Source organism: Acetobacter tropicalis, assembly GCF_030644465.1.
Lineage (GTDB): Bacteria > Pseudomonadota > Alphaproteobacteria > Acetobacterales > Acetobacteraceae > Acetobacter > Acetobacter tropicalis.
In genome coordinates this window covers 1,655,498-1,679,501 of record NZ_JAUYUW010000001.1, presented here as the reverse complement: position 1 = coordinate 1,679,501, position 24,004 = coordinate 1,655,498, and the positions used below count along the sequence as shown (strand labels likewise).

The 24,004-nt window shown below is 53.4% G+C and carries 19 protein-coding genes and 1 tRNA gene; 15 read left to right on the top strand and 5 right to left on the bottom strand.

Going from position 1 to position 24,004, the window contains the following annotated elements:
- Positions 1 to 89 precede the first annotated feature (89 nt).
- Positions 90 to 1,400 carry a YncE family protein gene (locus QWU00_RS07435; protein WP_035378941.1) on the top strand — a complete coding sequence of 437 codons (1,311 nt, stop codon included), beginning with the start codon at positions 90 to 92 and terminating at the stop codon, positions 1,398 to 1,400.
- A gap of 109 nt (positions 1,401 to 1,509) precedes the next feature.
- On the opposite strand, the gene aldA is transcribed toward QWU00_RS07435, so the two are convergent.
- Positions 1,510 to 2,967 carry an aldehyde dehydrogenase gene (gene aldA / locus QWU00_RS07430; RefSeq protein WP_035378939.1) on the bottom strand — a complete coding sequence of 486 codons (1,458 nt, stop codon included), beginning with the start codon at positions 2,965 to 2,967 and terminating at the stop codon, positions 1,510 to 1,512.
- 348 nt (positions 2,968 to 3,315) lie between these two features.
- On the opposite strand from aldA, the gene QWU00_RS07425 reads away from it, so the two are divergent.
- The gene (locus tag QWU00_RS07425) at positions 3,316 to 4,179 is read left to right on the top strand and encodes a LysR family transcriptional regulator (RefSeq protein ID WP_035378938.1); all 864 of its coding nucleotides are present in this window, start codon (positions 3,316 to 3,318) and stop codon (positions 4,177 to 4,179) included.
- A gap of 93 nt (positions 4,180 to 4,272) precedes the next feature.
- On the opposite strand, the gene QWU00_RS07420 is transcribed toward QWU00_RS07425, so the two are convergent.
- Positions 4,273 to 4,968, bottom strand: coding sequence for a fumarylacetoacetate hydrolase family protein (locus QWU00_RS07420; protein WP_035378937.1), 696 nt, complete (start codon positions 4,966 to 4,968; stop codon positions 4,273 to 4,275).
- Positions 4,969 to 5,225: 257 nt separating this feature from the next.
- On the opposite strand from QWU00_RS07420, the gene QWU00_RS07415 reads away from it, so the two are divergent.
- From QWU00_RS07415 to rimI, 6 genes are all read left to right on the top strand, one after another.
- Positions 5,226 to 7,235 (top strand): M61 family metallopeptidase, encoded by a 2,010-nt coding sequence (locus QWU00_RS07415; protein ID WP_231551630.1) that lies wholly within the window; start codon positions 5,226 to 5,228, stop codon positions 7,233 to 7,235.
- A gap of 64 nt (positions 7,236 to 7,299) precedes the next feature.
- Entirely contained in the window at positions 7,300 to 8,568 is a 1,269-nt protein-coding gene (locus tag QWU00_RS07410; RefSeq protein WP_035378936.1) for a DUF2075 domain-containing protein, read from the top strand.
- Between the two features lie 199 nt (positions 8,569 to 8,767).
- Positions 8,768 to 9,331 (top strand): NifU family protein, encoded by a 564-nt coding sequence (locus QWU00_RS07405; RefSeq protein WP_006557834.1) that lies wholly within the window; start codon positions 8,768 to 8,770, stop codon positions 9,329 to 9,331.
- A 95-nt stretch (positions 9,332 to 9,426) separates the two neighbouring features.
- Positions 9,427 to 10,008 carry a malonic semialdehyde reductase gene (locus QWU00_RS07400; protein ID WP_006557835.1) on the top strand — a complete coding sequence of 194 codons (582 nt, stop codon included), beginning with the start codon at positions 9,427 to 9,429 and terminating at the stop codon, positions 10,006 to 10,008.
- A gap of 2 nt (positions 10,009 to 10,010) precedes the next feature.
- The gene (gene tsaB, locus QWU00_RS07395; RefSeq protein WP_035378935.1) at positions 10,011 to 10,706 is read left to right on the top strand and encodes a tRNA (adenosine(37)-N6)-threonylcarbamoyltransferase complex dimerization subunit type 1 TsaB; all 696 of its coding nucleotides are present in this window, start codon (positions 10,011 to 10,013) and stop codon (positions 10,704 to 10,706) included.
- Positions 10,706 to 11,188 carry a ribosomal protein S18-alanine N-acetyltransferase gene (gene rimI / locus QWU00_RS07390; RefSeq protein ID WP_035378934.1) on the top strand — a complete coding sequence of 161 codons (483 nt, stop codon included), beginning with the start codon at positions 10,706 to 10,708 and terminating at the stop codon, positions 11,186 to 11,188. Before tsaB ends, rimI begins: the two co-directional genes overlap by 1 nt.
- 376 nt (positions 11,189 to 11,564) lie before the next feature.
- Here the strand turns inward: rimI and purD are convergent, their stop codons facing one another.
- A complete protein-coding gene (gene purD, locus QWU00_RS07385; protein ID WP_187668515.1) occupies positions 11,565 to 12,848 on the bottom strand; it encodes a phosphoribosylamine--glycine ligase in 1,284 nt (427 codons plus the stop codon).
- Between the two features lie 48 nt (positions 12,849 to 12,896).
- On the opposite strand from purD, the gene xseA reads away from it, so the two are divergent.
- The 6 genes from xseA to QWU00_RS07355 all read left to right on the top strand — a co-directional run bounded on the left by xseA (position 12,897) and on the right by QWU00_RS07355 (position 19,363).
- Positions 12,897 to 14,354, top strand: a complete 1,458-nt coding sequence (gene xseA, locus QWU00_RS07380; RefSeq protein ID WP_035378933.1) for an exodeoxyribonuclease VII large subunit — start codon at positions 12,897 to 12,899, stop codon at positions 14,352 to 14,354.
- A gap of 99 nt (positions 14,355 to 14,453) precedes the next feature.
- Complete coding sequence (locus QWU00_RS07375; protein WP_035378931.1) at positions 14,454 to 14,801, top strand: hypothetical protein; 348 nt, start codon at positions 14,454 to 14,456, stop codon at positions 14,799 to 14,801.
- Between the two features lie 94 nt (positions 14,802 to 14,895).
- Positions 14,896 to 14,979: transfer RNA gene (locus tag QWU00_RS07370), tRNA-Leu, on the top strand.
- Between the two features lie 34 nt (positions 14,980 to 15,013).
- Positions 15,014 to 16,189: a phosphoserine transaminase gene (locus QWU00_RS07365; protein ID WP_035378929.1), complete on the top strand. Its 1,176-nt coding sequence runs from the start codon at positions 15,014 to 15,016 to the stop codon at positions 16,187 to 16,189.
- A 302-nt stretch (positions 16,190 to 16,491) separates the two neighbouring features.
- Positions 16,492 to 18,438: a CocE/NonD family hydrolase gene (locus tag QWU00_RS07360; protein WP_035378989.1), complete on the top strand. Its 1,947-nt coding sequence runs from the start codon at positions 16,492 to 16,494 to the stop codon at positions 18,436 to 18,438.
- A 118-nt stretch (positions 18,439 to 18,556) separates the two neighbouring features.
- Positions 18,557 to 19,363, top strand: coding sequence for a creatininase family protein (locus tag QWU00_RS07355; RefSeq protein ID WP_035378987.1), 807 nt, complete (start codon positions 18,557 to 18,559; stop codon positions 19,361 to 19,363).
- A gap of 97 nt (positions 19,364 to 19,460) precedes the next feature.
- On the opposite strand, the gene QWU00_RS07350 is transcribed toward QWU00_RS07355, so the two are convergent.
- Both QWU00_RS07350 and adhP read right to left on the bottom strand, forming a co-directional pair.
- A complete protein-coding gene (locus tag QWU00_RS07350; protein WP_035378927.1) occupies positions 19,461 to 20,852 on the bottom strand; it encodes an NAD-dependent succinate-semialdehyde dehydrogenase in 1,392 nt (463 codons plus the stop codon).
- A 32-nt stretch (positions 20,853 to 20,884) separates the two neighbouring features.
- Positions 20,885 to 21,913 (bottom strand): alcohol dehydrogenase AdhP, encoded by a 1,029-nt coding sequence (gene adhP, locus QWU00_RS07345; RefSeq protein WP_035378925.1) that lies wholly within the window; start codon positions 21,911 to 21,913, stop codon positions 20,885 to 20,887.
- Between the two features lie 605 nt (positions 21,914 to 22,518).
- On the opposite strand from adhP, the gene QWU00_RS07340 reads away from it, so the two are divergent.
- Positions 22,519 to 23,991, top strand: coding sequence for a mannitol dehydrogenase family protein (locus QWU00_RS07340; RefSeq protein ID WP_035378922.1), 1,473 nt, complete (start codon positions 22,519 to 22,521; stop codon positions 23,989 to 23,991).
- Positions 23,992 to 24,004 lie beyond the last annotated feature (13 nt).

The following is a 24,004-nucleotide window of genomic DNA, read 5'->3' as shown; positions in this document are numbered from 1 at the left end:
TTTAGGTGGAAATAGACGCAAAAAAAAGCATGTGCTAAATAGTACGTTGTTCACTAAAATAGTACAAAAAAGGTACGGTCTGTAATATTATGGTAGTAAAAAGACATCTGGCAGCCGCAACGGCTGTTCTTGTTGCTTTGGGCACGGGATACGGCGTTGCCATGGCGCAGGAAGCCGCTCAGTCCCCTGTGCAGACTCCCCCGTCTGCTACCATTCCGTCGCAGCCCGTTCCTGCGGCACCTCCTTCTGCACAACCGGTATCTGTTCCGGCTTCTTCTTCCTCTGCGGGTGAGCCTGTTATTTCAGGTGCTACAGCTCCGGCTGTGCAGACCATTCCCGGCATGCCCCCCGTTATCAACCCGAACAATCTGTATAGTGAAACAGGTGCAGGCCATATCGCTCCGCAAATTGCACAGGATCCGGCCCGGGTCTATGTGCCCAATCTGCGCTCCAATGATGTGTATGTGATTGACCCTGCCACATCCAAAGTGGTTGACCGCTTTCCCGTTGGTAAAAGCCCGCAGCATGTTGTGCCCTCATGGGATCTGCGCACCCTGTGGGTTACAAACAATGCAGAAGGCACCACCAATGGCAGCCTGACACCTATTGATGCGCATACGGGCAAACCCGGCCCCAATGTAGCGGTGGATGACCCTTACAACATGTATTTCACACCCGATGGCAAATCCGCCATTGTGGTGGCTGAGGCGCGTAAACGGCTGGATTTTCGTGATCCGCATACCATGGAGCTTCAGCAGTCTGTTGAAACGCCGGACTGTAAAGGCGTGAACCATGCAGATTTCTCTATTGATGGGCGCTATGCTATTTTCACCTGTGAATTTGGCGGTCATCTGGTGAAAGTTGATACCGTAAACAGGAAGGTTCTTGGATACCTGAAGCTTTCAAGCGGGGGGATGCCTCAGGATATTCTTGTCTCTCCTAATGGCAAGACATTCTATATTGCTGACATGATGGCAGATGGTGTGTTCTTGGTGGATGGCGACACTTTCCGTGAGATCGGGTTTATTCCAACTGGAATTGGAACGCACGGACTTTACCCAAGCCGGGATGGCACTAAAATGTATGTTGCTAACCGTGGGTCTCATAAAATCCATGGCAAACCGCGCAGTAAGGCGGGTGGCGTGACGGTGATTGATTTTGCAACCAACAAAATTGTTGCAAACTGGCCAATTCCCGGTGGTGGTAGCCCAGATATGGGGAATGTCAGCGCAGATGGAAAAACACTTTGGCTGTCAGGACGTTTTGATGATGTTGTTTATAAAATTAACACAGAAGATGGTTCCATGCAGAAAATTCCCGTGGGGGCTGAACCTCACGGTTTGACTGTATGGCCGCAGCCAGGTCGCTACTCTGTGGGGCATACTGGTATTCTTCGGTAATTAGGCAAGACGTTTCGCGAGAATGGGAAAAACCCTTCCTTATTCAGGAAGGGTTTTTTATGGATAATTCGGAGAAAGTCTTTTTAAAGCACCTTTCCCGTCTGTCTTGTCAGGCGTTCAGATAAATGGTCTTGGTCTGCACATAGGCTTCAAGGCCGTATTTTCCGTCTTCACCACCAAGGCCGCTATCCTTGTAACCATGATGGAAACCTTGTGGTGCTTCCCCGCCTTCTCGGTTCACATATACTTCCCCAAAGTGAAGATCAGAACTGATCCGCATGATACGTTTCAGGTCATTGGTGAATACATAAGCTGATAGGCCATAACGGCAATCATTTGCCTGGCGTAAAGCATCATCATAATCTGAAACTTTTGTCAGCAGCATGACCGGACCGAATACTTCATCTTTAACAATATCCATGTCTTCACGCACATCTGTCAGCAGCGTAGGAGCATAGAAGAAGCCTTGATCATACACCCCACCTTTCAGGCGCTGGCCACCGGTTTCCAGTTTCGCACCTTGTGATATGGCTTTTTCAACCATGGCATGGACTTTCTCCAGCTCCAGCAAGCTGACTTTCGGTCCCATGTCTGTGGATGGATCCAGCGGATTCCCGACTTTCAGAGAATCAATTTTCTTTCTTACCAATACGGAAAATTTATCATAAATGGCAGAATGGACGTAGGTGCGTTCATTACTGGTACAAACCTGCCCCGCATTGGTGAAACGGGCAAGAACAGCCGCTTCCGCTGCTTTTTCCAGATCAGCATCTTCCATGACGATAAAAGGTGCTTTGCCACCCAGTTCCAGTCGCACTTCTTTAAGAGTGTTGGCAGCAGCGGCCATGATCTTTTTGCCAGTGGCGGTGCTGCCGGTCATGGTAATCAGTTTAACCCCGGGATGTTCTACCAAGGGTGTACCAACATCTTTACCATCACCCGTTACCACATTCAGCACACCGGCAGGGATGCCTGCTTCCTCAGCTAACTGTGTTGCTTCCAGCGCTGCCAGCGGGGCCAGTTCATGAGGTTTGATCACAATGGTATTGCCTGCCGCCAGTGCAGGAGCAACCTTGCGGGTGAAAAGGGCCAAAGGGAAGTTCCATGCAGAAATTCCACCAACTACCCCATGTGGTATTTTTTCCAGAAGAATTTTCTCACCCGGGCGGCTGCCGGGAACAATATCACCTTCCAAGCGTCGGGTATTTTCGGCAGCAAAGCGCAAAAGGCCTGCGGCAAAACCGACTTCCACCTTTGCTTCTTTCAGCGGTTTGCCCATTTCACTGGAAATAATGCGAGCCAAACGGTCAGCATCCCGTTCAAGCAGGGCCTTGAATGCATAAAGTACATCCGCACGTTCTTCAGCCGTTTTACGGCTCCATGCAGAAAAAGCAGCGTTGGCAGCATTTACGGCCTGTTCAACGTCCTTCTTACTGCCATTAGAAACCTGTGCGAGCACATTTCCAGTGGCAGGACTTTTGATTTCCGTAAACTTATCACCAGATGCTTTTGTCCACTTGCCGTTAATGAACAAACCATAGTGCGTTTTGTGATCTGTGTTGGTCATTTAAATATCCTTCTTAAAAGATTTGAAAAGGATTAAGAAACGCTTAAAAAATTAGTCAGATAGAGCGCATGGTACTTTTTATTCGTGATGCTGGATATCTCACCATCGGCGCACGTGCCGCCTGTATGGCTGGAATAGGGCTTATGGTGTAAAGTGCTGCCTCAATCCAGAATAAAATACCGCTATCTATCTTTCTTGTTTTCAAACAGTTCCTTGATTTTCAAATCATTTTTCCTGACATGATTTTATGAGGACTCATGTCTCGCTTGAGTGACATGCTTTCACAGGGCATGTATAAAAGAAAGTGATTTAAAAAGAGCAAAAACATCATTTTAAGTGAGGATGAGAATGTACGTTCCCAAACTGTCTCAACTCCGTTTTTTTTGTGCTATTGTAGAAGGCGGCACTATTGCAGCTGCCGCTCGCAAGATGAACTGTGTTCCCTCTAATATTACGATGCGCCTGCAAGAATTGGAAATGGATATTGGGCAGGATCTTTTTGTAAGAGATCGTAAAAAATTGCTTATTACGCCAGCAGGCCGCCTTTTTTATCGGGAAGCGCGGGAAATTGTCAGTCGGGCTGAGCGGTTGCCATCTCTTTGGTCCAAGCCAAAATCACGCGGTATTCTGAAAGTCGGCGCGTTAGATGTTGCGTTTCTGACGTGTCTTCCCAAACATGTACCGCAGTTTATAATGGATCATCCTGATGTGGAACTGAACGTTTTACAGCATTCAAGCTTTGTTTTGGAAAGAATGCTGAGTGAGGAGGAAATTGACCTCGCGATTACGGATGGACCTGTTGAGAATACACTGCTGGAAGGATCCTTTGCGTTCCATCAATCTCTGTATTTGGTTATGCCGCAGCATATCAAGAAAATAACACCGGAGATTATGAGAAGTTCAGATATTTACCTATTTAATAGGGATTGTTTTTATAGACGGTGTGCAGAATTATGGATGGACCAGAAAGGATATCAACCCCGCTCGGTTCTGACCATGGAATCCTATGATCTGATTCTTTCCTGTCTGGATGTAGGCATTGGGTTGGCGTGCATGCCAGAGAGTGTTGTGGCTCAGTTTCGTACGCATGGCAGAAAACTGAATATTCTTAGAATGGACGGTATTGGGCCGACAGATGTTTACTTTGTCTGGAGAAAGCACGCTAAAAATAACATTATTCAGGCTTTTCTGGACTACATGAGAGAAAACTGAGACGCCTTCTCTACTATGAGGAAGATAAATGCCAGAAAGCCATCTAGAATCAGAATGATCAGCTTAAAAAAAGCGCACAATAATTAGAAATAATTAAATGTAAGTAAGGGATAACTCTCCTATATTTTCACATTTGGCGTCAAGTCTGTCTCCTTTCACAATACGGCTTACACCCGCTGGTGTGCCCGTCATGATCAGATCTCCAGATTCCAGCCGTACTGACCTTGAAAGGGCGGAAATTATTTCTGGAATAGACCATATCATATCGTCAATTTTTCCAGACTGTCTGATCTCACCATTCACTGTCAGGGTGATTGCGCTATGGGTCAGAGCGGGAGTGTGAGAGGCTGGTTTGATTGCAGAAACAGGACAGGATGCATCAAATCCTTTAGCAAGGCTCCAGGGTCTTCCTGTTTTCTTGGCTGTGGCTTGAAGATCACGCCGTGTCATGTCCAGCCCCACGGCATATCCGTAGATGTGACTGAGTGCGGTATCAGGAGAGATATCTGTCCCCCCGCTGCCGATAGCCACAACAAGCTCCACCTCAGGGTGCAGGTTATCGGTTTGAGGCGGGAACGGAAGGACAGAATTCTGTGTCACGGCATCAGCTGGTTTTGAGAAGAAAAAAGGAGGATCACGGTCCGGGTTGCTACCCATTTCTCGGCTGTGTTCCGCGTAGTTTTGCCCGACACACCAGATACGCCGAACGGGAAAACGGGCGTTTTCTCCTTGGATGGGGAGTGTGGGGACAGAAAGCGGAAAGAGTGTTGGTGTACTGGATGTTGGCATGAGAGAGTGTCCTGAAAGAGAGGGCTGGAACAGACGGTGTAAAACCAGATCAGAGCAAGAAACGCAGGCAGGTGAATAGCGTACCGGTTCAAGGAAAACTGCCAATGCACATTTTCTTGAAAGGGGTGTTTGTTTTGGCTCCGAGATATCTCGACAGATGACACTGTGAGTGCTTCAACACTCTTACGTTAAACATGCGGCCGTTTTGTTGTTGGGCCAACGCAAGAAGGCCGCATCAGAAGGAGACACGTTTTTCCATGTCTTTAAGATCTTATTTTCTTTCATCTGCCATACTCATGGGGGCAGCAGGGATAATCGGCGCTTCTGGGCCTCTACAAGCCAAAGCCCATGCGGCAGAGGTTTCGGGTCAGCCCCAACCTCTGCCCCTCCCTCCAGCCCTGCCGACAGCACGGGATGTGTCTTATGGTGGCACAATTACCCTGAATGTGAATGCAACGGACCTGCAACGTCATATTCTGACCATGCAGGAAACCATACCTCTTCCTCCTGATGTGTCGGAAAAAGGTGGTGATTTTATATTGCTTTATCCGATGTGGTTGCCCGGAGACCATTCTCCCACAGGTACGCTAGACCAGCTTGCAGGGTTGAAAATAAGTGCTGGAGGGAAGCAGATTCCGTGGGTGCGCGATACGGTAACCGTTAGCGCATTTCATGTTCAGGTTCCCAAGGGCACGCACCAGCTTGATGTCTCCTATCAGTTGTTGACGCCGGTTTCTCCCAAGGAGGGCCGCGTGGTGATGACGGACGCTATGGTGAATGTGCAATGGTCTGCGGTCTCTCTATACCCGGCAGGTTACTTCACGCGCCAGATCCAGTTCAAACCGCAAGTGGTGTTTCCGGCTGGCTGGTCTTATGGCACGGCGCTACGATCGGATGGTGCCCAAAGCGGACATACTGTTACGTTCAAAACAGTTTCCTTTAATACTCTTGTCGATTCTCCTATTTTTTCAGGTAAATATTTCAAGAAATTTGATCTGACACAGGATGATAAAGTGCCGGTGACATTAAATGTCATGGCAGATCGTCCGGAGGATCTGGCAGCAACGGATGACCAGATCAAGGCGCACAGGGAATTGGTGCATCAGGCCAATCTGCTGTTTGGCTCGCATCATTATGACCATTATGATTTCCTTCTGGCGCTGACAGACAAGTTGGGTGGTATTGGGTTGGAGCATCATCAATCCAGTGAAAATAGTGGTCCCAGAGGGTATTTTACCAAGTGGGATAAAACATTTGCCGCGCGTGATCTGCTAGCTCATGAATTTACTCATTCCTGGAACGGCAAATATCGCCGCCCGGCAGATTTATGGGCCGCCAATTTCAATACCCCTCAGCGGGGAAGCGGACTTTGGGTTTATGAAGGGCAAACCCAGTATTGGGGATATGTGCTGGCAGCGCGCGCCGGATTGATGACGGCCCCACAAGTGGAGGATGCTCTGGCCGAGGTTGCCGCCGTGTATGATGGCAGACAGGGCCGCATGTGGCGCCCGCTGATTGATACCACCAATGATCCGGTTATTGCCCAGCGTGCCCCGCAATCCTGGAGAAGCTGGTCACGCAGTGAAGATTATTATTCTGAAGGGCAGTTGATCTGGTTGGATGCAGATACGCTCATTCGCAAGTTGTCTGACAATAAAAAATCTTTGAATGATTTTGCGGATACTTTTTTTGCAACTAATAACGGAAGTTTCGTCACCAGCACCTATCAGTTTGATGATGTGGTGAAAGCCCTCAATGCCGTTCAACCGTATGACTGGGCAACGTTCCTGCATCAGCGTGTGCAGGATATTCGTGATCATGCGCCGCTCGATGGTTTTTCCCGCACGGGCGCACGTCTGACATTTACGGAAAAGCCGTCGGACTATATCGAATCTTATTCCACACTACGTCATGTAACGGATTTTCTGTTCTCTCTGGGCTTTGCTGTCGGTAAGAAAGGAGTCATCTCAGAGGTTCTGTGGGGTAGTCCTGCCTGGCAAGCCGGGATAACCCGGGATCAGGAACTTGTTGCCGTGAATGGTGAGGTCTATGATGCGGATGATCTGAAGGACGCGATCACAGCCGCCAAGGCCAAGAGTGCCGCACCCATTACTCTGCTGTTGCGGGATGGGGATAGCTTCCATACCGTTTCCATCACCTATCATGGTGGGTTGCGCTATCCGCATCTGGAGGGAAAAATGGATGGTCTTGGGGCTATTCTTTCCCCTTTGAGTGGAAAAATATCCGTAACAGACCATAAGGAATAAAAAAATAAGGGATAGTGGTATGTGTTATATCAGTATCCCTTCAGACACTGAAGGAGAGCACACCATGGAACAGGGATTTCACAGCGTGAAAAATGAGGCGATCGATAAGCTCTCCCCTACCAAGGTGCTCTCTCCCCAGCAGAATGACCTGAAACAGGCCATTCGAGCCTTCTGCCTCGCGCATCGGCAAGATGAGCATGCTATGTTTTTAATAGAAGGTGATGCAGGAACTGGGAAAAGTATTGTTTTGAATTCTATTTTTAATGAAATTCAGTTGCTATCCCGGCAGAAGGAAAAAAAGAGCCCTTTTTACGGAATGCAGAATTATCTTGTGGTCAATCATCCTGAAATGATGAAACTTTATAAGAATATATCTGAACAGTTTTCATATTTGAAGAAAAAAGATTTTGAGCGGCCAACAACTTTTATCAATAGAATGCGGAAGGCAGGAAAGACCGCGGATATCCTGTTTATTGATGAAGCTCATCTGCTGTTGACCCGGAGTGATAAATACAATCATTTTGAGCAGGATAACCATCTGGAAGAACTTATCCAGCTTTCCCGTATTACGGTTATTGTTTTTGATGAAAAACAGGTTCTGAAATTTAAAAGTTGTTGGAACCGTGAGCTACTGCAAAAACTGGTTGGTTCTTACCCTGTGCAGACTTACCACCTGACGCAGCAGTTCCGGGTGCAGGCACATGCGGACGTTCAGGACTGGATAAGCGCCTTCTGCCATAAAATCATTCAGCCTATGCCTGCGAAACAGACTTTCGATTTCAGGTTTTTTGATGATGCCCAGAGTCTGTACGATTTTCTGTGCAGCAGGAACGCGGAGTATGGGCTTTCTCGTATGCTCGCAACATATGATTACCCCTACCGGCTGGATGGGCAGGATCACTTTATTCAGGAAGGTCGGTTTTATCTTCGATGGGATCGTTCCAAACCGGATGAAAAACTTCCCTGGGCTGAACGGCCCGACACGATAGATGAAGTGGGGTCGGTTTATACGGTTCAGGGGTTTGATCTGAATTATGTCGGTCTCATTCTGGGTCCGTCCGTTCTGTATGATGCCGCCACAGATGGCATCCGTATTGACATCAGCAAGTATGAAGATGGGGCTGCTTTTGCGGGGCGGGACGGTCTGACTGATCCGGAGAGCGTGAAGGAACGGATCATGCTTAATGCCATGAATGTGCTTATGACGCGTGCCGTGCATGGGCTATATATTTATGCGCATGACCCCGCACTGCGGCGCAAACTGATGGAAATTCAGGCCGAACGGGACTACGCTTCCTCCCGTGCTACAAAAAGTTCGGTGCCTGAGGGGTGAGCCTTTGGTGAGGGTGCATGGCTGCGTCCAGTCTTTAGCGAAGGCTCTTCTGGTGCTTTTGGGGCATGTGAAGGCCCCGCAGTGTGACACGGTACGCCAGAACGCGGTTTTTTCTTTTATACAGGACTTGTCCTGTCCCCATTCTGGTGCCAACTGATGAGAAGAAACGGACTCAGCAGAGAAATCAGGACCCCTTCCCATGTTTATTGAAACTGAAGACACTCCTAATCCCGCGACGCTCAAATTTCTTCCAGGCCGCCCCGTGATGGGCGATGCAGGCACCATTGATTTCATTGATGCCGACTCTGTGGCCGGGCGCTCTCCTCTGGCGGATGCATTGTTCGCTATCCCCGGCGTCTCCCGTGTGTTTCTGGGCAATGATTTTGTGTCCATCACCAAGGCCGATAGTGAGGACTGGTCTGATGTGCGTGCCAAGGTGCTGGCAGCACTGGTGGACCATTTTGTAGCTGGTTTCCCTGTTGTGGCGGAAGGCGTGGGCATTACGGAAGAACCCATTGCCCCGGAAGACAAGGAAATTGTCGAACAGATCAAGGAACTGCTTGATACGCGCGTGCGCCCGGCTGTGGCGGGAGATGGTGGTGATATTGTCTTCCGTGGATACCGGGATGGCGTGGTGCGTCTGACCATGCAGGGGGCCTGTTCCGGGTGTCCGTCTTCTCGTGCAACATTGAAGCACGGCGTGGAAAACATGCTGCGCCATTATGTGCCGGAAGTTGTCGGCGTAGAGCAGGTGGAGGGCTGAAAAGCGCTTCCATCTTTCCGTCTGCACGCCTCTGACCTAAAAGAGAGCAGAAACTGAAACCCCTGCATCGGTAGGGATGTGGAGACGGAACAGAGATGCTGGATGAAAGCGGGCTGGATATTCTTTTCCAAAAGGCGCGTACGCCTCGGCGGTGGATGGCCCGGCCGGTCGAGACGGATGTTCTGCGCCGCCTTTATGATCTGGTCAGTCTGGGGCCAACATCCGGCAACTGTAGTCCGGCCCGCTTTGTGTTCATTACCGGGTCTGACGGACGGGAAAAGCTGCGGCCCGCGCTTTCCTCCGGGAATGTCAATCGCGTCATGGGTGCGCCCGTGATTACCATTGTGGCGCACGATCCCCTGTTTTTTGATCAACTTCCCCGTCTTTGTCCCAGCGAGGAACTGCGCTCCTGGTTTGCTGCGGATGTGGGGCTGGCGGAAGAAACAGCCTTCCGGAATGGCACCTTGCAAGGTGGCTACATGATTATGGCGGCTCGTGCGCTGGGGCTGGATGTACTGCCGGTTTCCGGTTTTGATGCCTCTTTGGTGGAGGACGCCTTTCTGGCGGATACCGGATGGCGCGCTAACTTCCTGTTGTGTCTTGGGTATGGGGACACGGAAAACCTGCCCCCCCGCGCGCCACGTCTGGCGTTTGAAGAAGCCTGTCGTCTGCTGTGAGCATGATTTCACGTATTCTGGTTCTGGATGGCAGTGCGGCGGGGGATGCTGCATGCGGTCTTGCAGCGTGTGTCTCGGTAGAGAGCGAGGGCGCGTATGCCCTGATTGCCCAGCAGAAAGCGGCAGGCAAACAGGCGGCGGAAGGTATCGGGCTACTGGCTGGGCAGGCTCTTGCACAGGCAGGCTGGCAGGCTGGCGCACCCTTGCAGCCACAACTGGTAGCGGTCGTGGTTGGTCCCGGGTCTTTTACGGGGTTGCGGGCTTCCTGTGCCACAGCGGCGGGATATGCGTTGGGGCTTGGCGTGCCTGTTGTTGGCGTTACGCGGGGCGAAGCTCTCCGGTCTGTTCTTGATACGGAAGTAAAGAAGGCTGACGGCCTGCAAGGCTGGCTACTGGTAACGGCTGCGCGTAAAGGCCGCGTGTTTGTGGAAACTGTGGCAGGCGTGCAGGCCGTGGTGTTGGCGGATTGGCAACCGCCTGAAGGCCGCTGGCTGGTGGCTGGTGATGCAGCGACGTCCCTCCCTATGCCAGCAGGCACGGTAATGTCCGAGAGTGCAACTCCCACAGCAGAGCAGATTGCCGCTGCCACGTTGGCTCGTCAGAAAGGGGAACTTGGCCCTCGGGAGGCGTTACCCCTCTATGTGGACCCTCCGGAGGCTAAATTGCCTGCTGCGGGTTTACGCTCGGCTCCGGTCTGATGCCCGGCGTCGGCGCGAGCGCGGCCAACGGAACCTCTTTGGAGATCCTGCCGGTTTCAGCACCCCATGGCGGGCTTTTGGCGGCCCTGCATGCCGCCAGTTTTCCTCCGGCTGATCAGTGGGATGAAGATGCCATGCAGAGCCTGCTGTCTTCGTCCAGCGTGGCTGCGGCAGTCGGGGTGAAGGATGGCACACCTGCTGGCTTCATCATGATCCGGTGTGTTGCGGGAGAAGCTGAAATTCTGACCCTGTGCGTGGTGCCTTTCTTCCGGCGGCAGGGCGTTGCACAGGCCTTGCTGGCGTGGGCTATGTTGACAGCGCAGACAGATCAGGTTGAGCAGATGTTTCTGGAAGTCTCGGTTCTGAATGCAGGCGCAAAAACATTGTACGAAAATGCGGGTTTTGCAAAAGCAGGGCTGCGCCGGTCTTATTATCCGGACGGATCGGATGCGCTGGTGCTGTCTAAACGCCTAGATGACTGAAGCACCGGGATAGATTCCGAGCAGATCGAAATCGTGTTTTGATGCGCATGCAAAGAAGCCTGCGCCGGGCAGGCTCTTTCGATCGTATGGTGACGACGGCATCGTGCCCGGTGTCATGATGATCAGAACTTCTGTTGTGTATGCGGCCTCTTCTCTTTTCAACAAAGAGGAGGACGCGTCTTGTCATCGTTATTGGTCTGTTGTCTCTTCTGAGCCGTTGTTCATGATTGCTTGCCGGTAAAGCGGCTCAAGTATGACCTCTGATCAGAAAGACGGATTCAGCTTTATGCATGCAGACACCAGTTATCCCGGTCTGGGAGCAACTGGGTCAGTTTTGTAAAACCCGGCGCAACTTTTGTGCGCCGGTCAAAAGGGGTCAGAGTGCGCGAGCGCCAATATCTGTGCGCCATTGTGCGCCGTCCCATGAAATGGCTTTGACACCTGCATAGGCTTTGTCTCGTGCTTCCTGCACCGTGTTGCCGACAGCACAGACGGACAAAACGCGCCCACCGGCAACAACCAGTTCTCCTGCCGCATTTTTTGCTGTGCCAGCCTGAAAAACCGTTACATCTTTCAGGGCATTGGCATCCGCGATGCCAGAGATAACGGCCCCGGTAAGGGCTTTGCCGGGATAGCCTTGCGCTGCCATTACAACGCTGATGGACGCCTGATCGGAAAAAGTGATGGGCGTGGCATCAAGCTGGCCATCTGCCAGAGCTTTCAGGGCAGGCAGAAGATCGGAGGTCAGGCGGAGCAACAGGGCCTGAGCTTCGGGGTCTCCAAAACGCACGTTATATTCGATCAGTTGCGGGCCTGCATCTGTCAGCATCAGCCCGGCAAAAATCACACCCCGGAAAGGGGTGCCCCGGCGTACCATTTCCTTCAGCATGGGGCGGACCATGACATCCAGCGCCTGTTCCTGCGCCGCCCGGTCAAACCCACGCGGAGGGGAAACGGCCCCCATGCCGCCCGTATTGGGGCCGGTATCTCCATCGCCAATACGCTTATGGTCCTGCGCCGCGCCAATGAGGGTTGCGGTTTCTCCCGAGCAGAACGCGAACAGCGAGACTTCTTCTCCCACCAGGCAGTCTTCAATCACCACGCTGCGTCCGGCATCGCCCATGCTGCCCTGTGTCATCATCTCGCGCACGGCGTCTTCCGCTTCGGCAAGTGTCTGGGCCACAACAACGCCCTTGCCTGCTGCCAGACCATCCGCTTTGACAACGATGGGCGCACCGCGCTCCTGTATGTAGGTCAGTGCGGCATCCACGCTGGTAAAGCGTTCGCCCTGTGCGGTGGGAATACCCGCAGCGTAGCAGATTTCCTTGGTGAAGCTTTTGCTGCCTTCCAGTCGGGCAGCGGCGCGGGTGGGACCGGCGCAGGCGATTTCGGCCTTGGCGCAGGCATCTGCCAGACCGGCCACAAGCGGGGCTTCCGGGCCAGGCACAATCAGGTCAATGGCCTGTTCCTTGGCAAAGGTGATCAGCGCCGGCACGTTTTCTGCCCCAATGGCAACATTCACGCCATGTTTGGCTGTGCCGGGATTACCGGGCGCAATGAACAGGGCTGTCAGGTGCGGTGAGCGGGCAAGTGTTGCGGCCAGTGCATGTTCCCGTCCGCCTGATCCAACCAGTAATACCCGCATTGTTTTCTCCCGCATGTAAGGTCTGCTCTTTCAGGGCGAGCGTCTGTAGCATAGATTGCGCTTATGGACGAAGGCTTTGCAGCAGGCGCACCCGCAGGGAATGTGCCGGAATATACCGTTTCAGAAATTTCGGGGGCCATCAGGCGCACGCTTGAGGGCACATTCGGCCGCGTGCGGGTACGTGGGGAGATAACGGAGTTCAAACGTTATCCCTCCGGCCATGTCTATTTCTCTCTCAAGGATGAACGCGGCAAGATTGCGGGTGTGGTCTGGCGAGGGTCTGTCTCCCGCCTTGGGCTGGTGCCGGAAAACGGGCTGGAAATTATCGCAACCGGCAAGATTTCCGCCTATGGCGAACGCTCAAGCTACCAGCTTGTTGTGGAACGCATGGAATATGCGGGTGAAGGCGCGTTGCTGGCCCGTATTGAACGCCTGCGCCTGAAACTGGCGGAAGAAGGGCTGTTTGATGCTGAGCGCAAACGTCGTTTTCCGCTTCTGCCGCAGGTGATCGGGGTTGTGACCTCCGCGCAGGGAGCGGTGCTGCATGATATCCGGACCACATTGGCCCGCCGTTTTCCGCGCCAGTTGCTGGTGTGGCCGGTGGCTGTGCAGGGTGAAGGTGCCGCTGCGCAGGTGACAGCCGCCATAAACGGTTTTTCTCAGTTGGATGGTACAGGTCCGGTGCCGCGCCCGGATGTGTTGATTGTGGCGCGTGGTGGTGGCTCGCTGGAAGACCTGATGGCCTTCAATGATGAAGGCGTGGTGCGCGCGGCAGCGGCCTGCACCATTCCACTTATCTCCGCCGTGGGGCATGAGACGGACACCACCCTGATTGATTTTGCGGCGGACCGGCGGGCCCCCACCCCCACTGCCGCTGCCGAAATGGCTGTGCCCGTTCGTACCGAACTACTGGCAGACCTTGAACACCGTGGTGCGCGTGCGTTGGGGGCTCTTTCTCGGCAAATGCAGACGGCGCGGTTGCGGTTGGACCGTGCGGCGGCAGCGCTGCCCGACCTCCCAGCCCTGCTGCAAACAGCCCGCATGCAGCTTGATGATCGGGGGCGCAGGCTGGATGTCGCGTTGCCGGGGTTTGTGCAGAAACAGCGGGCCGCGCTTGTAGCGATTGAGCGACATATGCCTTCGGTAGAGACATTGCTGTCTGCCCGGCGGACCCAATTGGCCCTGTTGGGAAATGGTCTTCTCAATGGGTTGCGGCACGGTCTGCAGGGTAAGGAAGCGCGGCTGGGCCGGGTGCGGCTTTCCCCTGCTCCGCTTGCCGCACTGGTGCGGGAGCGGCGGGTGGCGCTGGCAGGCTCAGGCGGGCAGTTGGAAGCAGTCTCCCCCAAGGCGGTTCTTGCGCGAGGCTATGCGCTGGTTACGGCGGAGGGGCAGCCCGTTACATCGGCTCGGGCCCTGAAAACAGGCGAGCAGGTGACACTTACTTTTGGGGATGGAAGCCAGGATGCCGTGATTGGCCGCAGGAAAGGCGGTGAACGCGCGCAGGGGCTTCTTGACCTGTAAGGCCACGTGCGGGCCTTGGAGTTTGAGGCGGTTTAAGAGTATCACGGCACAAAGAGAAACGGGGCTGCAAGGCCCGACCTGAGTGTAAGGGAAGAGCGCATGTCCATCCGTTTTATGACCCGTGCCACGGGCTGTCTGGTTCTGGCTTTGCTGGCAGGGTGTGCGGCCCAGCCGCAGCATACTGCTTCCCGCATACCGTCACAGAGTTTTGCGCCGGGTATGGTGTCAGATGCCCCCCACCCGGATGAAAGCAAACTGACGAATGATCCCTCCGCTCCGGCCAATACGCCCTTGTGTGGCGTGGCTGCGCGGGAGGCCATTGCCGCGGCAACGCAGAATTACCCGCAGCCGCTCGGGTCCGGAAACAGTTGCGTGCAGAATGCGTGCTTCAATCCACAAACCGGCACTTATATTGCCGCAGATGGCACACCCCGCGTCTGCCGCTGATGCAGCCGTAGGAGTTCGGGCTGCGCTGTGAGCGCTTTAATTGCGTGAAGCAGACTTTTCGACGCAGCGTTTTGCTGATAGGAAAGACCCAGCCGCGAGAGTGACGGAACGGTAGACGTAGTCGGCTCAAAATCGACCGCCGCAAGGCATAGGGGTTCGAGTCCCCTCTCTCGCACCAGAGCTTGTCTCACTTCCCAAGACCGGACAGGGCGATGACCGTTTTAGATTCCGTAGTTTCCTCTCGTCCGGCTACGCGCCCCGCTAATCCGTGCTTTTCCTCCGGCCCATGTGCAAAGCGGCCGGGGTGGAGCGTATCTGCTCTTTCTGGCGCGCTGACAGGCCGTTCTCATCGCTCGGCAGAAGGCCGTGCGCGGCTGGGGGATGTGATAGAACGCTCCCGCACCATACTGGGCGTACCAGAAGGCTGGCGGATCGGTATTGTTCCTGCTTCTGATACGGGCGCTGTAGAAATGGCGCTGTGGTCTCTGCTGGGGCCGCGTCCGGTTGATGTCCTGGCATTTGAGAGTTTCTCTTCCCTTTGGGCGCAGGATATTGTCTCCCAGTTGAAGCTGGAGAATGCGCGTGTGCTCAAGGCGGACTATGGCGCGCTGCCTGCGCTGTCGGACGTCAATTGGGCGCATGATGTTGTCCTGGCCTGGAATGGCACAACGTCAGGTGTCTGCTTGCCGTCTCCTGATGTGATTCCGGCGGAACATGACGGGCTTGTGATCTGTGATGCCACATCTGCCGCCTTCGCCATGGATTTGCCGTGGGACAGGCTGGATGTGGTGACGTGGTCCTGGCAGAAAGCGCTTGGCGGTGAGGCAGCCCATGGGATGCTCGCCCTCTCACCCCGTGCTGTGGAACGGCTGGAGCAGTTTCAGACATCACGGCCTCTGCCCAAGATTTTCCGCCTTATGGCCAAGGGCGCGCTGATTGAAGGGATCTTCAAGGGAGATACCATCAACACACCTTCCATGCTGTGTGTGGAAGATGCGCTGGATAGCCTGAAATGGGCAGCTTCTGTTGGCGGGCTTGAGGGACTGAAAGCGCGCAGCCGGGCTAATCTGGCGGAAGTGGCAGCATGGGAAGCCAGAACAGACTGGGTTTCCTTTCTGGCAGAAAATCCGGCCGAGCGTTCTTCAACCTCCATCTGTCTGCGCATTGTGGCCCCGTGGTTTCTGGCGCTGGAACGGGCCGATCAGATGAAGGTGGTCAAGAAAATGACCGCAGTGCTGGAAAAAGAAGGCGTGGCGTTTGACATTGCCAGCTATCGCGATGCACCGCCCGGCTTACGGATCTGGGGTGGCGCAACGGTGGAAGCCAGTGATGTGCGCGCTCTCCTGCCTTGGCTTGATTGGGCATTTGCAGAGGTGTCTCCGGCCTGAAAAACGCCTGAGAGAAAGACATACACTCTTGAAAAACCGGTCATTGTGGCCGGTTTTTTTTATGGCATACCGCAGAACTCCGATAATGGATGGCATCCTAGAGGCTCTGTAAGCCGGAACACATATGCGTTTTTGGTTTTGCCCCTGAAACAGGGTGGACGTGCGAAGAAAATCGACGCATCGTTTGGGAACCAGCTTGAAAAAGCATAGACCCAAAAACAAAGTGCAGACTCATGGTATCGTGTTCCTTGCCCCTGAAATCTGGAAAAACTGAACAGCGCACATCGTGGTGCGGACGTCTTGTGGCATCGGGCCTTCTGGCCGGGCTTCTCTCCGGCACAGCGTTTGCAGCACCGGCGCCAGCTTCTGTACCGCCATCTGATCCGCTCACGGTGCAGACAGGCACGGATATTCCAGCAAAAGTTGCCTTCCCTGTTGCCGAACAGCAGCGCGATTACATCAAGCGTGTTGCCATGGTGCCAATGCGAGATGGCGTGAAGCTTTATACGGTTATTGTTATTCCCAAGAATGTGCGGAATGCCCCCATTCTGCTGACCCGTACGCCTTATAACGCCAAAGAGCGGGCAAACCGTACGCCAGATGCACTGACCATGCGGGAACTGCTGCCGCAAGGGGATGATGTCTTTGTAGAAGGCGGCTATATCCGCGTGTTTCAGGATATTCGCGGGAAATATGGTTCGGAGGGCGATTATGTAATGACCCGCCCGCCACGTGGCCCGCTGAACCCCACAAAAACGGATGAAACCACGGATGCGTGGGACACCATAGACTGGCTGGTGCATAACGTTTCGGAAAGCAATAGCCGTGTGGGGATGACCGGATCATCCTACGAAGGGTTTACGGTTGTTATGGCGTTGCTGGCCCCACATCCCGCGCTGAAAGTCGCGGCACCTGAAAGCCCGATGGTGGACGGCTGGATGGGGGATGACTGGTTCCATTACGGTGCTTTCCGGCAGGGCACGTTTGATTACTTCACCTCGCAGATGACCGTCAGAGGAAGCGGGGATTCCATTCCGCGTAAAGATGCTGACGATTATACCAATTTTCTGAAGGCAGGCTCTGCCGGAAGCTTTGCAACACAGGCGGGGCTGGACCAGTATCCGTTCTGGCAGCGGATGCATGCTCACCCGGCTTATGATGCCTTCTGGCAGGGGCAGGCGCTGGATAAACTTCTGGCCCAGAAAAAAACCACCGTGCCCATGTTGTGGGAGCAAGGGCTGTGGGATCAGGAAGATATGTGGGGAGCCATTCATACATGGCAGGCTTTGAAGGATGCAGATGTCAAAGCCCCCAATACGCTGGTCATGGGGCCGTGGCGGCATAGTGGCGTCAATTACAATGGTTCAGAACTCGGCCCGCTGTCTTTTGAGGGGGATACCGCACACCAGTATCGGAAAGATGTGTTCCGTCCGTTCTTTGATGAATATCTTAAGCCGGGCAGCGCATCCGTGCATTTGCCCGATGCCATCATTTACAATACAGGTGACCAGAAATGGGATTATTATCGTTCCTGGCCATCAGTTTGTGAAACTGAATGCACGAATAAACTGACCCCTCTTTTTCTGGCCAGTGGGCATAGCCTGAGCTTTACGCATCCAGACAAGGATGACGCAGACAGCTATGTCTCTGACCCCGCACACCCTGTTCCCTTTCTGGCTCGGCCATTTGCATTTTCCATGGGGCCGCGCTGGAAAAGCTGGCTGGTGCAGGATCAGCGGGAAGCGGAATCCCGCCCTGATGTGCTGACTTATGAAACAGAAGAACTTGATGCGCCTGTGCGTGTCAGTGGCGTGCCGGTAGCAGACCTTTTTGCGGCAACAACGGGCACGGATTCAGATTGGGTGGTCAAGTTGATAGATGTTCAACCAGCCGCTACGCCGGATAATCCTAAAATGGGTGGGTATGAACTGCCTGTTTCGATGGATATTTTCCGTGGCCGGTATCGTGCCAGTTTTGAAAAACCGGAAGCCATACAGCCCAATACCACGCAGCATTATCATTTCACGTTGCCAGCAGTAAACCATGTGTTTGCCAAGGGCCACCGTATTATGGTGCAGATCCAGTCTTCCTGGTTCCCGTTGTATGACCGTAACCCTCAAAAGTTTGTGCCAAACATTTTTGATGCCAAAGCCGAGGATTATACGGTTGCTACTCAGAGCATTCACCATGGAGGAAATGCCTCAACGGCCATTCTGCTGCCTGTTGTGAAGGCTGATCAGAACCCGTAAAAAGAGTGCTAAATAAAATCATGTGATTTTCAAGAACCAGTTTTTCGGGGACAAGGCGCATCAGGCTCTGGTGCGCCTTGTGTTGTATCTGAGAGACGGTTCTGCACGGAGACGAAAAATGACCAAAGCGACAGTTCATATGGCCCGGCTGACAGGGGCAGAAATGCGGGAAGCCGTTGTCCGGAACCCTGTTATTCTTTTGCCGCTCGGCAGTTTTGAAGATCAGGGCCCGCATATGCCCATGGGCGACTATCTTCTGGCGGACGCGGTAGCCGAACGTATTGCCCTGGAAGCGACACAGGCAGGGCATGAAACTTATGTTGCTCCGGTTCTCCCCTTTGGTGGTGAAGATTTTTTTGGATACATGCCCGGTGGCATTGCTCTTTCTCAAACCACACTTCAGGCTGTCCTGTCAGATATGCTTGAAAGTCTGCTACGCCATGGCTTGACGCGTCTTGTTATTCTGAACGGGCATGGTGGAAATTGCACCATGATTCATGATGTGACGCATAGCATTATGAGGAAAAGTGGCGTGATTATTCCCAGCTTTTACCTCTGGCGTGTGGCTGCAACAATAATGCCGCATATCATGGGGAAGGAAAAAGCGGCCTTATCTGGCGGCCATGGCGCCAACCCTTTGACCAGTATCGGTATGCATCTGCTACCAGAGTGCATCAAACCAGAACGCCTGATTACGCCGGCTTCAGGAAAAACAGCGTGGGGTTTAAAAGTTGTTGATTTTGGAACGGTTGATCTGAACGGGGTTCCGGTTTCCATTCCCTTGGAAGGGGACAGCACAGCAACGCACGGTGTCGGGAAAGGGAATCCTCATTTGTGCTCGGCTGAAGATGGTGAAAGGTTGACCGCAAAATTGGTAGAATACGGTGTACAGCTTGTGGAGCATGTCATTAAGAAAGCTTCCTGAAAAAAACGATTTCAAGAACGATATTTTCAATATTTGAAGAATGTCAAAAGGCGGCAGATAACCTGCCGCCTTTGCGTTGATGGCCAGTTACAGCCAATCAGGCGGGTGCATCAATTGGCACGACGTTGATCAGCTTTTTGTTTACAAATTCTTCAATGCCCATCATGGCCAGTTCCCGCCCATAGCCTGAGCGTTTTATACCCCCAAACGGCAGGTCCGGTCGGGTCCATGTGGGGTGATTGACATACACCATGCCAGTGCTGATGCGTTTGGCAACATCCACTCCGCGTTCCGTATTTTGCGTGAAGACAGAACCACCCAATCCGTATGGGTTGTCATTTGCTAGGGCAATGGCTTCGTCTTCATCCTTCACCCGGAAGAACAGGGCAACGGGACCAAAAAATTCCTGATAAAATGCAGGATTATCTTTTGTGATGTCTGTCAGGATGGTGGTCTGAACAAACGCGCCCTTGTTTGGCGGAGCAGGGCCAACCCTGTGGGCAGTCGCACCGTGTTTAACAGCGTCTTCCACCTGCTCGTTCAACTGGTCCGCCGCACTCTGAGAGGACATGGGAGGCACGCCTGTGGCATCATCAGACGGATCACCAGGGGAAAGCTTGGCCAGTTCTTCGCTAAAGCGTTTGAAGAACGTATCAGCAATCTTATCAACCACAATAATGCGTTTTGCAGCCACACAGCATTGGCCGCCATTATTCATACGGCCCCACACCGCCCACTTGACCGATTTTTCAAGGTCAGCATCTTCCAGCACAATAAAGGCATCGCTGCCGCCGAGTTCCATGGTGGTTTTTTTCAGGTTCTTGCCGGCCTGCGCCGCAACTTTGGCTCCTGCACCTTCACTACCCGTCAGGGCAATGCCCTGCACGCGTGGGTCATCAATCAGGGCTTCAAGCTGCTCGCGTGTGGCAAACAGGTTGGTGTAAAGCCCTGCCGGAGCACCGGCATCATGGAACAGTTTTTCAAATGCGGCCGCTGCCTGAGGAACAATGGAGGCGTGTTTGACCACCACAACATTCCCGGCCATCAGATGCGGCCCCGCTACGCGGGCAAGCTGATAGTAAGGGAAGTTCCACGGTTCAATGGCCAGAATAATGCCTAAGGGCTGGCTGACCACCATGGCGTCATCACCGCGTTCTGCACCGCCGAGCACTTTTTGCGGGGCCAGGAATTTTTCTGAATTCTGGGCGTAGTAATCAAGAATATCGGCAGAAAGGTCCACTTCTGCTTCGGCCTCACGCTTGAGTTTTCCCATTTCAAGCGTAAGGAGTTTTGCATAATCCTCCTTCTGCTCACGCAGCAGGGACGCAGCCCGGGCAATAATTTTGGCCCGGTCTGCAAAGGAGGTCTGAGCCCAGCTTTTGTAAGTGGTCTCCGCCTGATCCAGAAGGGTCTGAAGTTCTCCGTCTTTCAGATCAGGAAAGGTAGCGATCGTCTCATTGGTGTATGGATTAACAGTCTTGTAAGCCATTTCCAGAGCCTTTCGGTTCCCCTTGACGGAGATCAGGCGCGAAAGTCGATCACGATACGGCCTTCGACCTTTCCCTCCTCAAGGTGTGTGAAAATATTGTTTATGTTCTCCAGCCTGTCGGTCTGGGTCACGGAAGTCACTTTGCCCTCTGCAAAGAAGGAGAGAGCTTCAATCATATCAAGCCGGGTTCCCACAATGGATCCGCGAATGGTGGTGCCTTTCATCACCATATCGAAGATCGAAATTGGGAAATCTCCCGGCGGCAGTCCGTTCAGAACCAGCGTGCCCCCTGCCCGCACATAACCCATTGCCTGTGAAAAGGCTTTTGTGGAAACAGCGGTAATCAGGCCGCCATGCACACCCCCAACCTCTTTCTGGATGAAGGCGGCGGGATCTGTCGTCCTGGCATTAACGGTCAGAGCTGCGCCAAGTTTCCGGGCGGTAGCCAGTTTTTGATCATCAATATCAACTGCAATCACATTCAGGCCCATGGCCACGCCATATTGCACGGCCATCTGGCCTAGGCCGCCCACACCAGAAATGGCAACCCAGTTGCCAGCTTTGGTGTCTGTCATTTTCAGACCTTTATACACCGTCAGCCCAGCGCACAGCACTGGTGCGACTTTCACGGGGTCTATTCCCTTGGGCAGGCGGGCAACATAGTTGGGGTCTGCCACCACATATTCGGCAAAGCAGCCGTTTACGGAATAGCCGGTTTCCTGCTGTTTGGCGCACAGGGTTTCCCATCCGCCCAGACAATGTTCGCAATGGCCGCAGGCGGAGTAAAGCCACGGCACGCCAACTTCATCCCCCTCCTTCACCCAGGTTACGTTGCTGCCAACCTTGGTGACAACGCCTACACCTTCATGGCCCGGAATAAAGGGAACGGTAGGCTTCTTGGGCCAGTCGCCGCTCGCGGCATGCAGGTCTGTATGGCAAACGCCGCAGGCCGTCATTTTTACCAGAATCTGGTCTGGCCGGATGTCGGGAATGTCCAGTTCTTCAATAGTCAGCGGTTTGCCGAATTCATGAACAACAGCGGCTTTCATTTTTCCTGACATGTTTCCTTAACTTTCATTCTTTATCTTATTCTTACAGGCCACCTGCGGGGCAGGCAGAGGCTCTCCCTGCCGGTTTTTGGCTGGAAGAACAAGAGGGGGCTTTCGGGCTAAGAGATTGAAAAGCATGAATTCTACAGCCCTTGTGGTTGAAAGATCGTGTTGGCCCGCCAACTGCCAGGAACGGTGTGGAAAGTCAGTTGGCGTGGTCGGTTCCGGGCTTCTGGCGCGTGAAGGTTCTCTGTGGTCGGGTGGATGCTTCAACGTCAGGCTTCCAACTGGTTTTTTACCCCCAAGAAACCACCATACATCTCTTATCCCGGCAGCGTTTTTTCGCAGTCATTCACTGTGAGCGATACAGATGCTTCTGCGGCTTCTGGTGTTTTTACGCTGTTTTTGGAGACCATGGCTCCTATTCAACTCTATCTCTTTCTAAATTACGCCGGCCCATGCAAAAAGCTGCATTGACCTGTGTCAAAAAAAGCCACGTTTCCTTTCTAGGGCAGACATGACTTATAGAAAGCCTTGTTTTGAAAAGGGATTTCCTGCCCTTGAAACAAAGGTTTCATGGTTGCCATGAAACGGCAGGAAGAGCAGAGGACAGCTTGATGGAACTGAGTGTAAAGACCTTGGGTAATCTGCCCGCAACGGTCGTGATGTCTGATTATGACCGTAGCACGGTGCGGCCGGGCATTGCGCATCTGAGCGTCGGCAATTTTCATCGTGCTCATCAGGCTGTGTATGTGGATCGTGTTCTCGCTTTGCCCGAACAGGGGGGCTGGGGAATTGTTGGTGTCGGTCTGCTGGATACACCCGCAGAAGCAGCGAAAGCTGCTGCATTGCAGGCGCAGGACGGTCTTTACACTCTTACGGAATGCCCGGCGGATAAACCGGATGTGGTGCGGGTGATCAAGTCCCTGGTGGAGTATGTTCACGGCCCGGCGGATCGGGCTGCGGCCATCCGTCGTCTGGCTGATCCGGCTATCCGGGTGGTCACCATGACCATTACGGAAGGCGGCTATTATATGGATGAAGCTGGACAGTTCATGCCCAGCCATCCCGATATGGTGGAGGATCTGGCACGGCAGGTTCCCCACTCTGCTTTTGGTGTCATGGCGGAAGCCCTGCGGTTGCGGCGAGAAGCTGGCGTTGTGCCGTTTACCGTATTGTCGTGCGATAATGTGCCCCATAACGGGCATGTGGCGCGCAAGGCTCTGGTAGGCTGGGCCGAACAGCGGGATAAAGATCTGGCTGGCTGGATCAGCCAGAACGTGGCGTTTCCTTCCTGCATGGTTGATCGTATCACGCCGGCTGTGCGGGAAGCTGATATTCTGCGTCTGGATGCCGCAAGCGGCATAGAAGACCGCGCTCCGGTTTATTGTGAAGATTTTATTCAGTGGGTGGTGGAAGATACGTTTCCCTCAGGCCGCCCTGACTGGGAGAAAGTGGGTGTTCTGTTTACACAGGATGTTGCGCCCTATGAGCAGGTGAAACTGCGTATGCTCAACGCCACCCATTCCATGATGGCGTTGCCCGGTGTGTTGATGGGATACCGGGTTGTGAGTGATGCCATGCAGGACGCCAGCCTCTACGCTCTGCTGCAACAGTTTCTGGGGTTTGATGCGGAGCCTCTTTTGCAGGCTCCTCCCGGTATGGCGTTACAGGAATACGGGGCACTGTTGCTCTCCCGTTTTCGCAACAAGGCCATAAGTGACCAGCTTGTGCGCATTGCGTCTGATAGCGCCTCCAAGCTTCCGGTTTTTATAAGGCCTACCGCGTCAGGTGTTGTTGCGCAGGGGCGTGACGCGCGCCGGATAGCCTTTTTGCTGGCCTGCTTTTGCGCCTATCTGGCAGGACGGGATGAAAAGGGTGCTGCGTATGATGTGCTGGAACCGCACCTGACAGATGAAGATAAAAAGCTGGCATTTGATGCTGACCCAGCCAGGGCATTGGAGATGAGTGTTTTCTCTGGCTGGGATCTGGAAAAATCAGATGCGTTTGTCACACAGTTTGTAGAAATGCGGCAGGCCCTTAAAGCACAGGGTGTTCGGAAAACCCTCGAAACCGGCGTTCTGGCCTGAGGGTTTCTTTTGG

Bases quoted from the DNA above. Each gene is read 5' to 3' on its own strand.
- QWU00_RS07435 (WP_035378941.1), top strand. From the start codon at position 90: ATGGTAGTAAAAAGACATCTGGCAGCCGCAACGGCTGTTCTTGTTGCT.
- QWU00_RS07405 (WP_006557834.1), top strand. From the start codon at position 8,768: ATGTTTATTGAAACTGAAGACACTCCTAATCCCGCGACGCTCAAATTT.
- QWU00_RS07400 (WP_006557835.1), top strand. From the start codon at position 9,427: ATGCTGGATGAAAGCGGGCTGGATATTCTTTTCCAAAAGGCGCGTACG.
- QWU00_RS07410 (WP_035378936.1), top strand. From the start codon at position 7,300: ATGGAACAGGGATTTCACAGCGTGAAAAATGAGGCGATCGATAAGCTC.
- rimI (WP_035378934.1), top strand. From the start codon at position 10,706: ATGCCCGGCGTCGGCGCGAGCGCGGCCAACGGAACCTCTTTGGAGATC.
- QWU00_RS07355 (WP_035378987.1), top strand. From the start codon at position 18,557: ATGACCAAAGCGACAGTTCATATGGCCCGGCTGACAGGGGCAGAAATG.
- QWU00_RS07365 (WP_035378929.1), top strand. From the start codon at position 15,014: ATGACCGTTTTAGATTCCGTAGTTTCCTCTCGTCCGGCTACGCGCCCC.
- QWU00_RS07415 (WP_231551630.1), top strand. From the start codon at position 5,226: ATGTCTTTAAGATCTTATTTTCTTTCATCTGCCATACTCATGGGGGCA.
- QWU00_RS07375 (WP_035378931.1), top strand. From the start codon at position 14,454: ATGTCCATCCGTTTTATGACCCGTGCCACGGGCTGTCTGGTTCTGGCT.
- aldA (WP_035378939.1), bottom strand. From the start codon at position 2,967: ATGACCAACACAGATCACAAAACGCACTATGGTTTGTTCATTAACGGC.
- QWU00_RS07420 (WP_035378937.1), bottom strand. From the start codon at position 4,968: ATGCCAACATCCAGTACACCAACACTCTTTCCGCTTTCTGTCCCCACA.
- QWU00_RS07350 (WP_035378927.1), bottom strand. From the start codon at position 20,852: ATGGCTTACAAGACTGTTAATCCATACACCAATGAGACGATCGCTACC.
- QWU00_RS07425 (WP_035378938.1), top strand. From the start codon at position 3,316: ATGTACGTTCCCAAACTGTCTCAACTCCGTTTTTTTTGTGCTATTGTA.
- tsaB (WP_035378935.1), top strand. From the start codon at position 10,011: ATGATTTCACGTATTCTGGTTCTGGATGGCAGTGCGGCGGGGGATGCT.
- xseA (WP_035378933.1), top strand. From the start codon at position 12,897: ATGGACGAAGGCTTTGCAGCAGGCGCACCCGCAGGGAATGTGCCGGAA.
- adhP (WP_035378925.1), bottom strand. From the start codon at position 21,913: ATGTCAGGAAAAATGAAAGCCGCTGTTGTTCATGAATTCGGCAAACCG.
- QWU00_RS07340 (WP_035378922.1), top strand. From the start codon at position 22,519: ATGGAACTGAGTGTAAAGACCTTGGGTAATCTGCCCGCAACGGTCGTG.
- purD (WP_187668515.1), bottom strand. From the start codon at position 12,848: ATGCGGGAGAAAACAATGCGGGTATTACTGGTTGGATCAGGCGGACGG.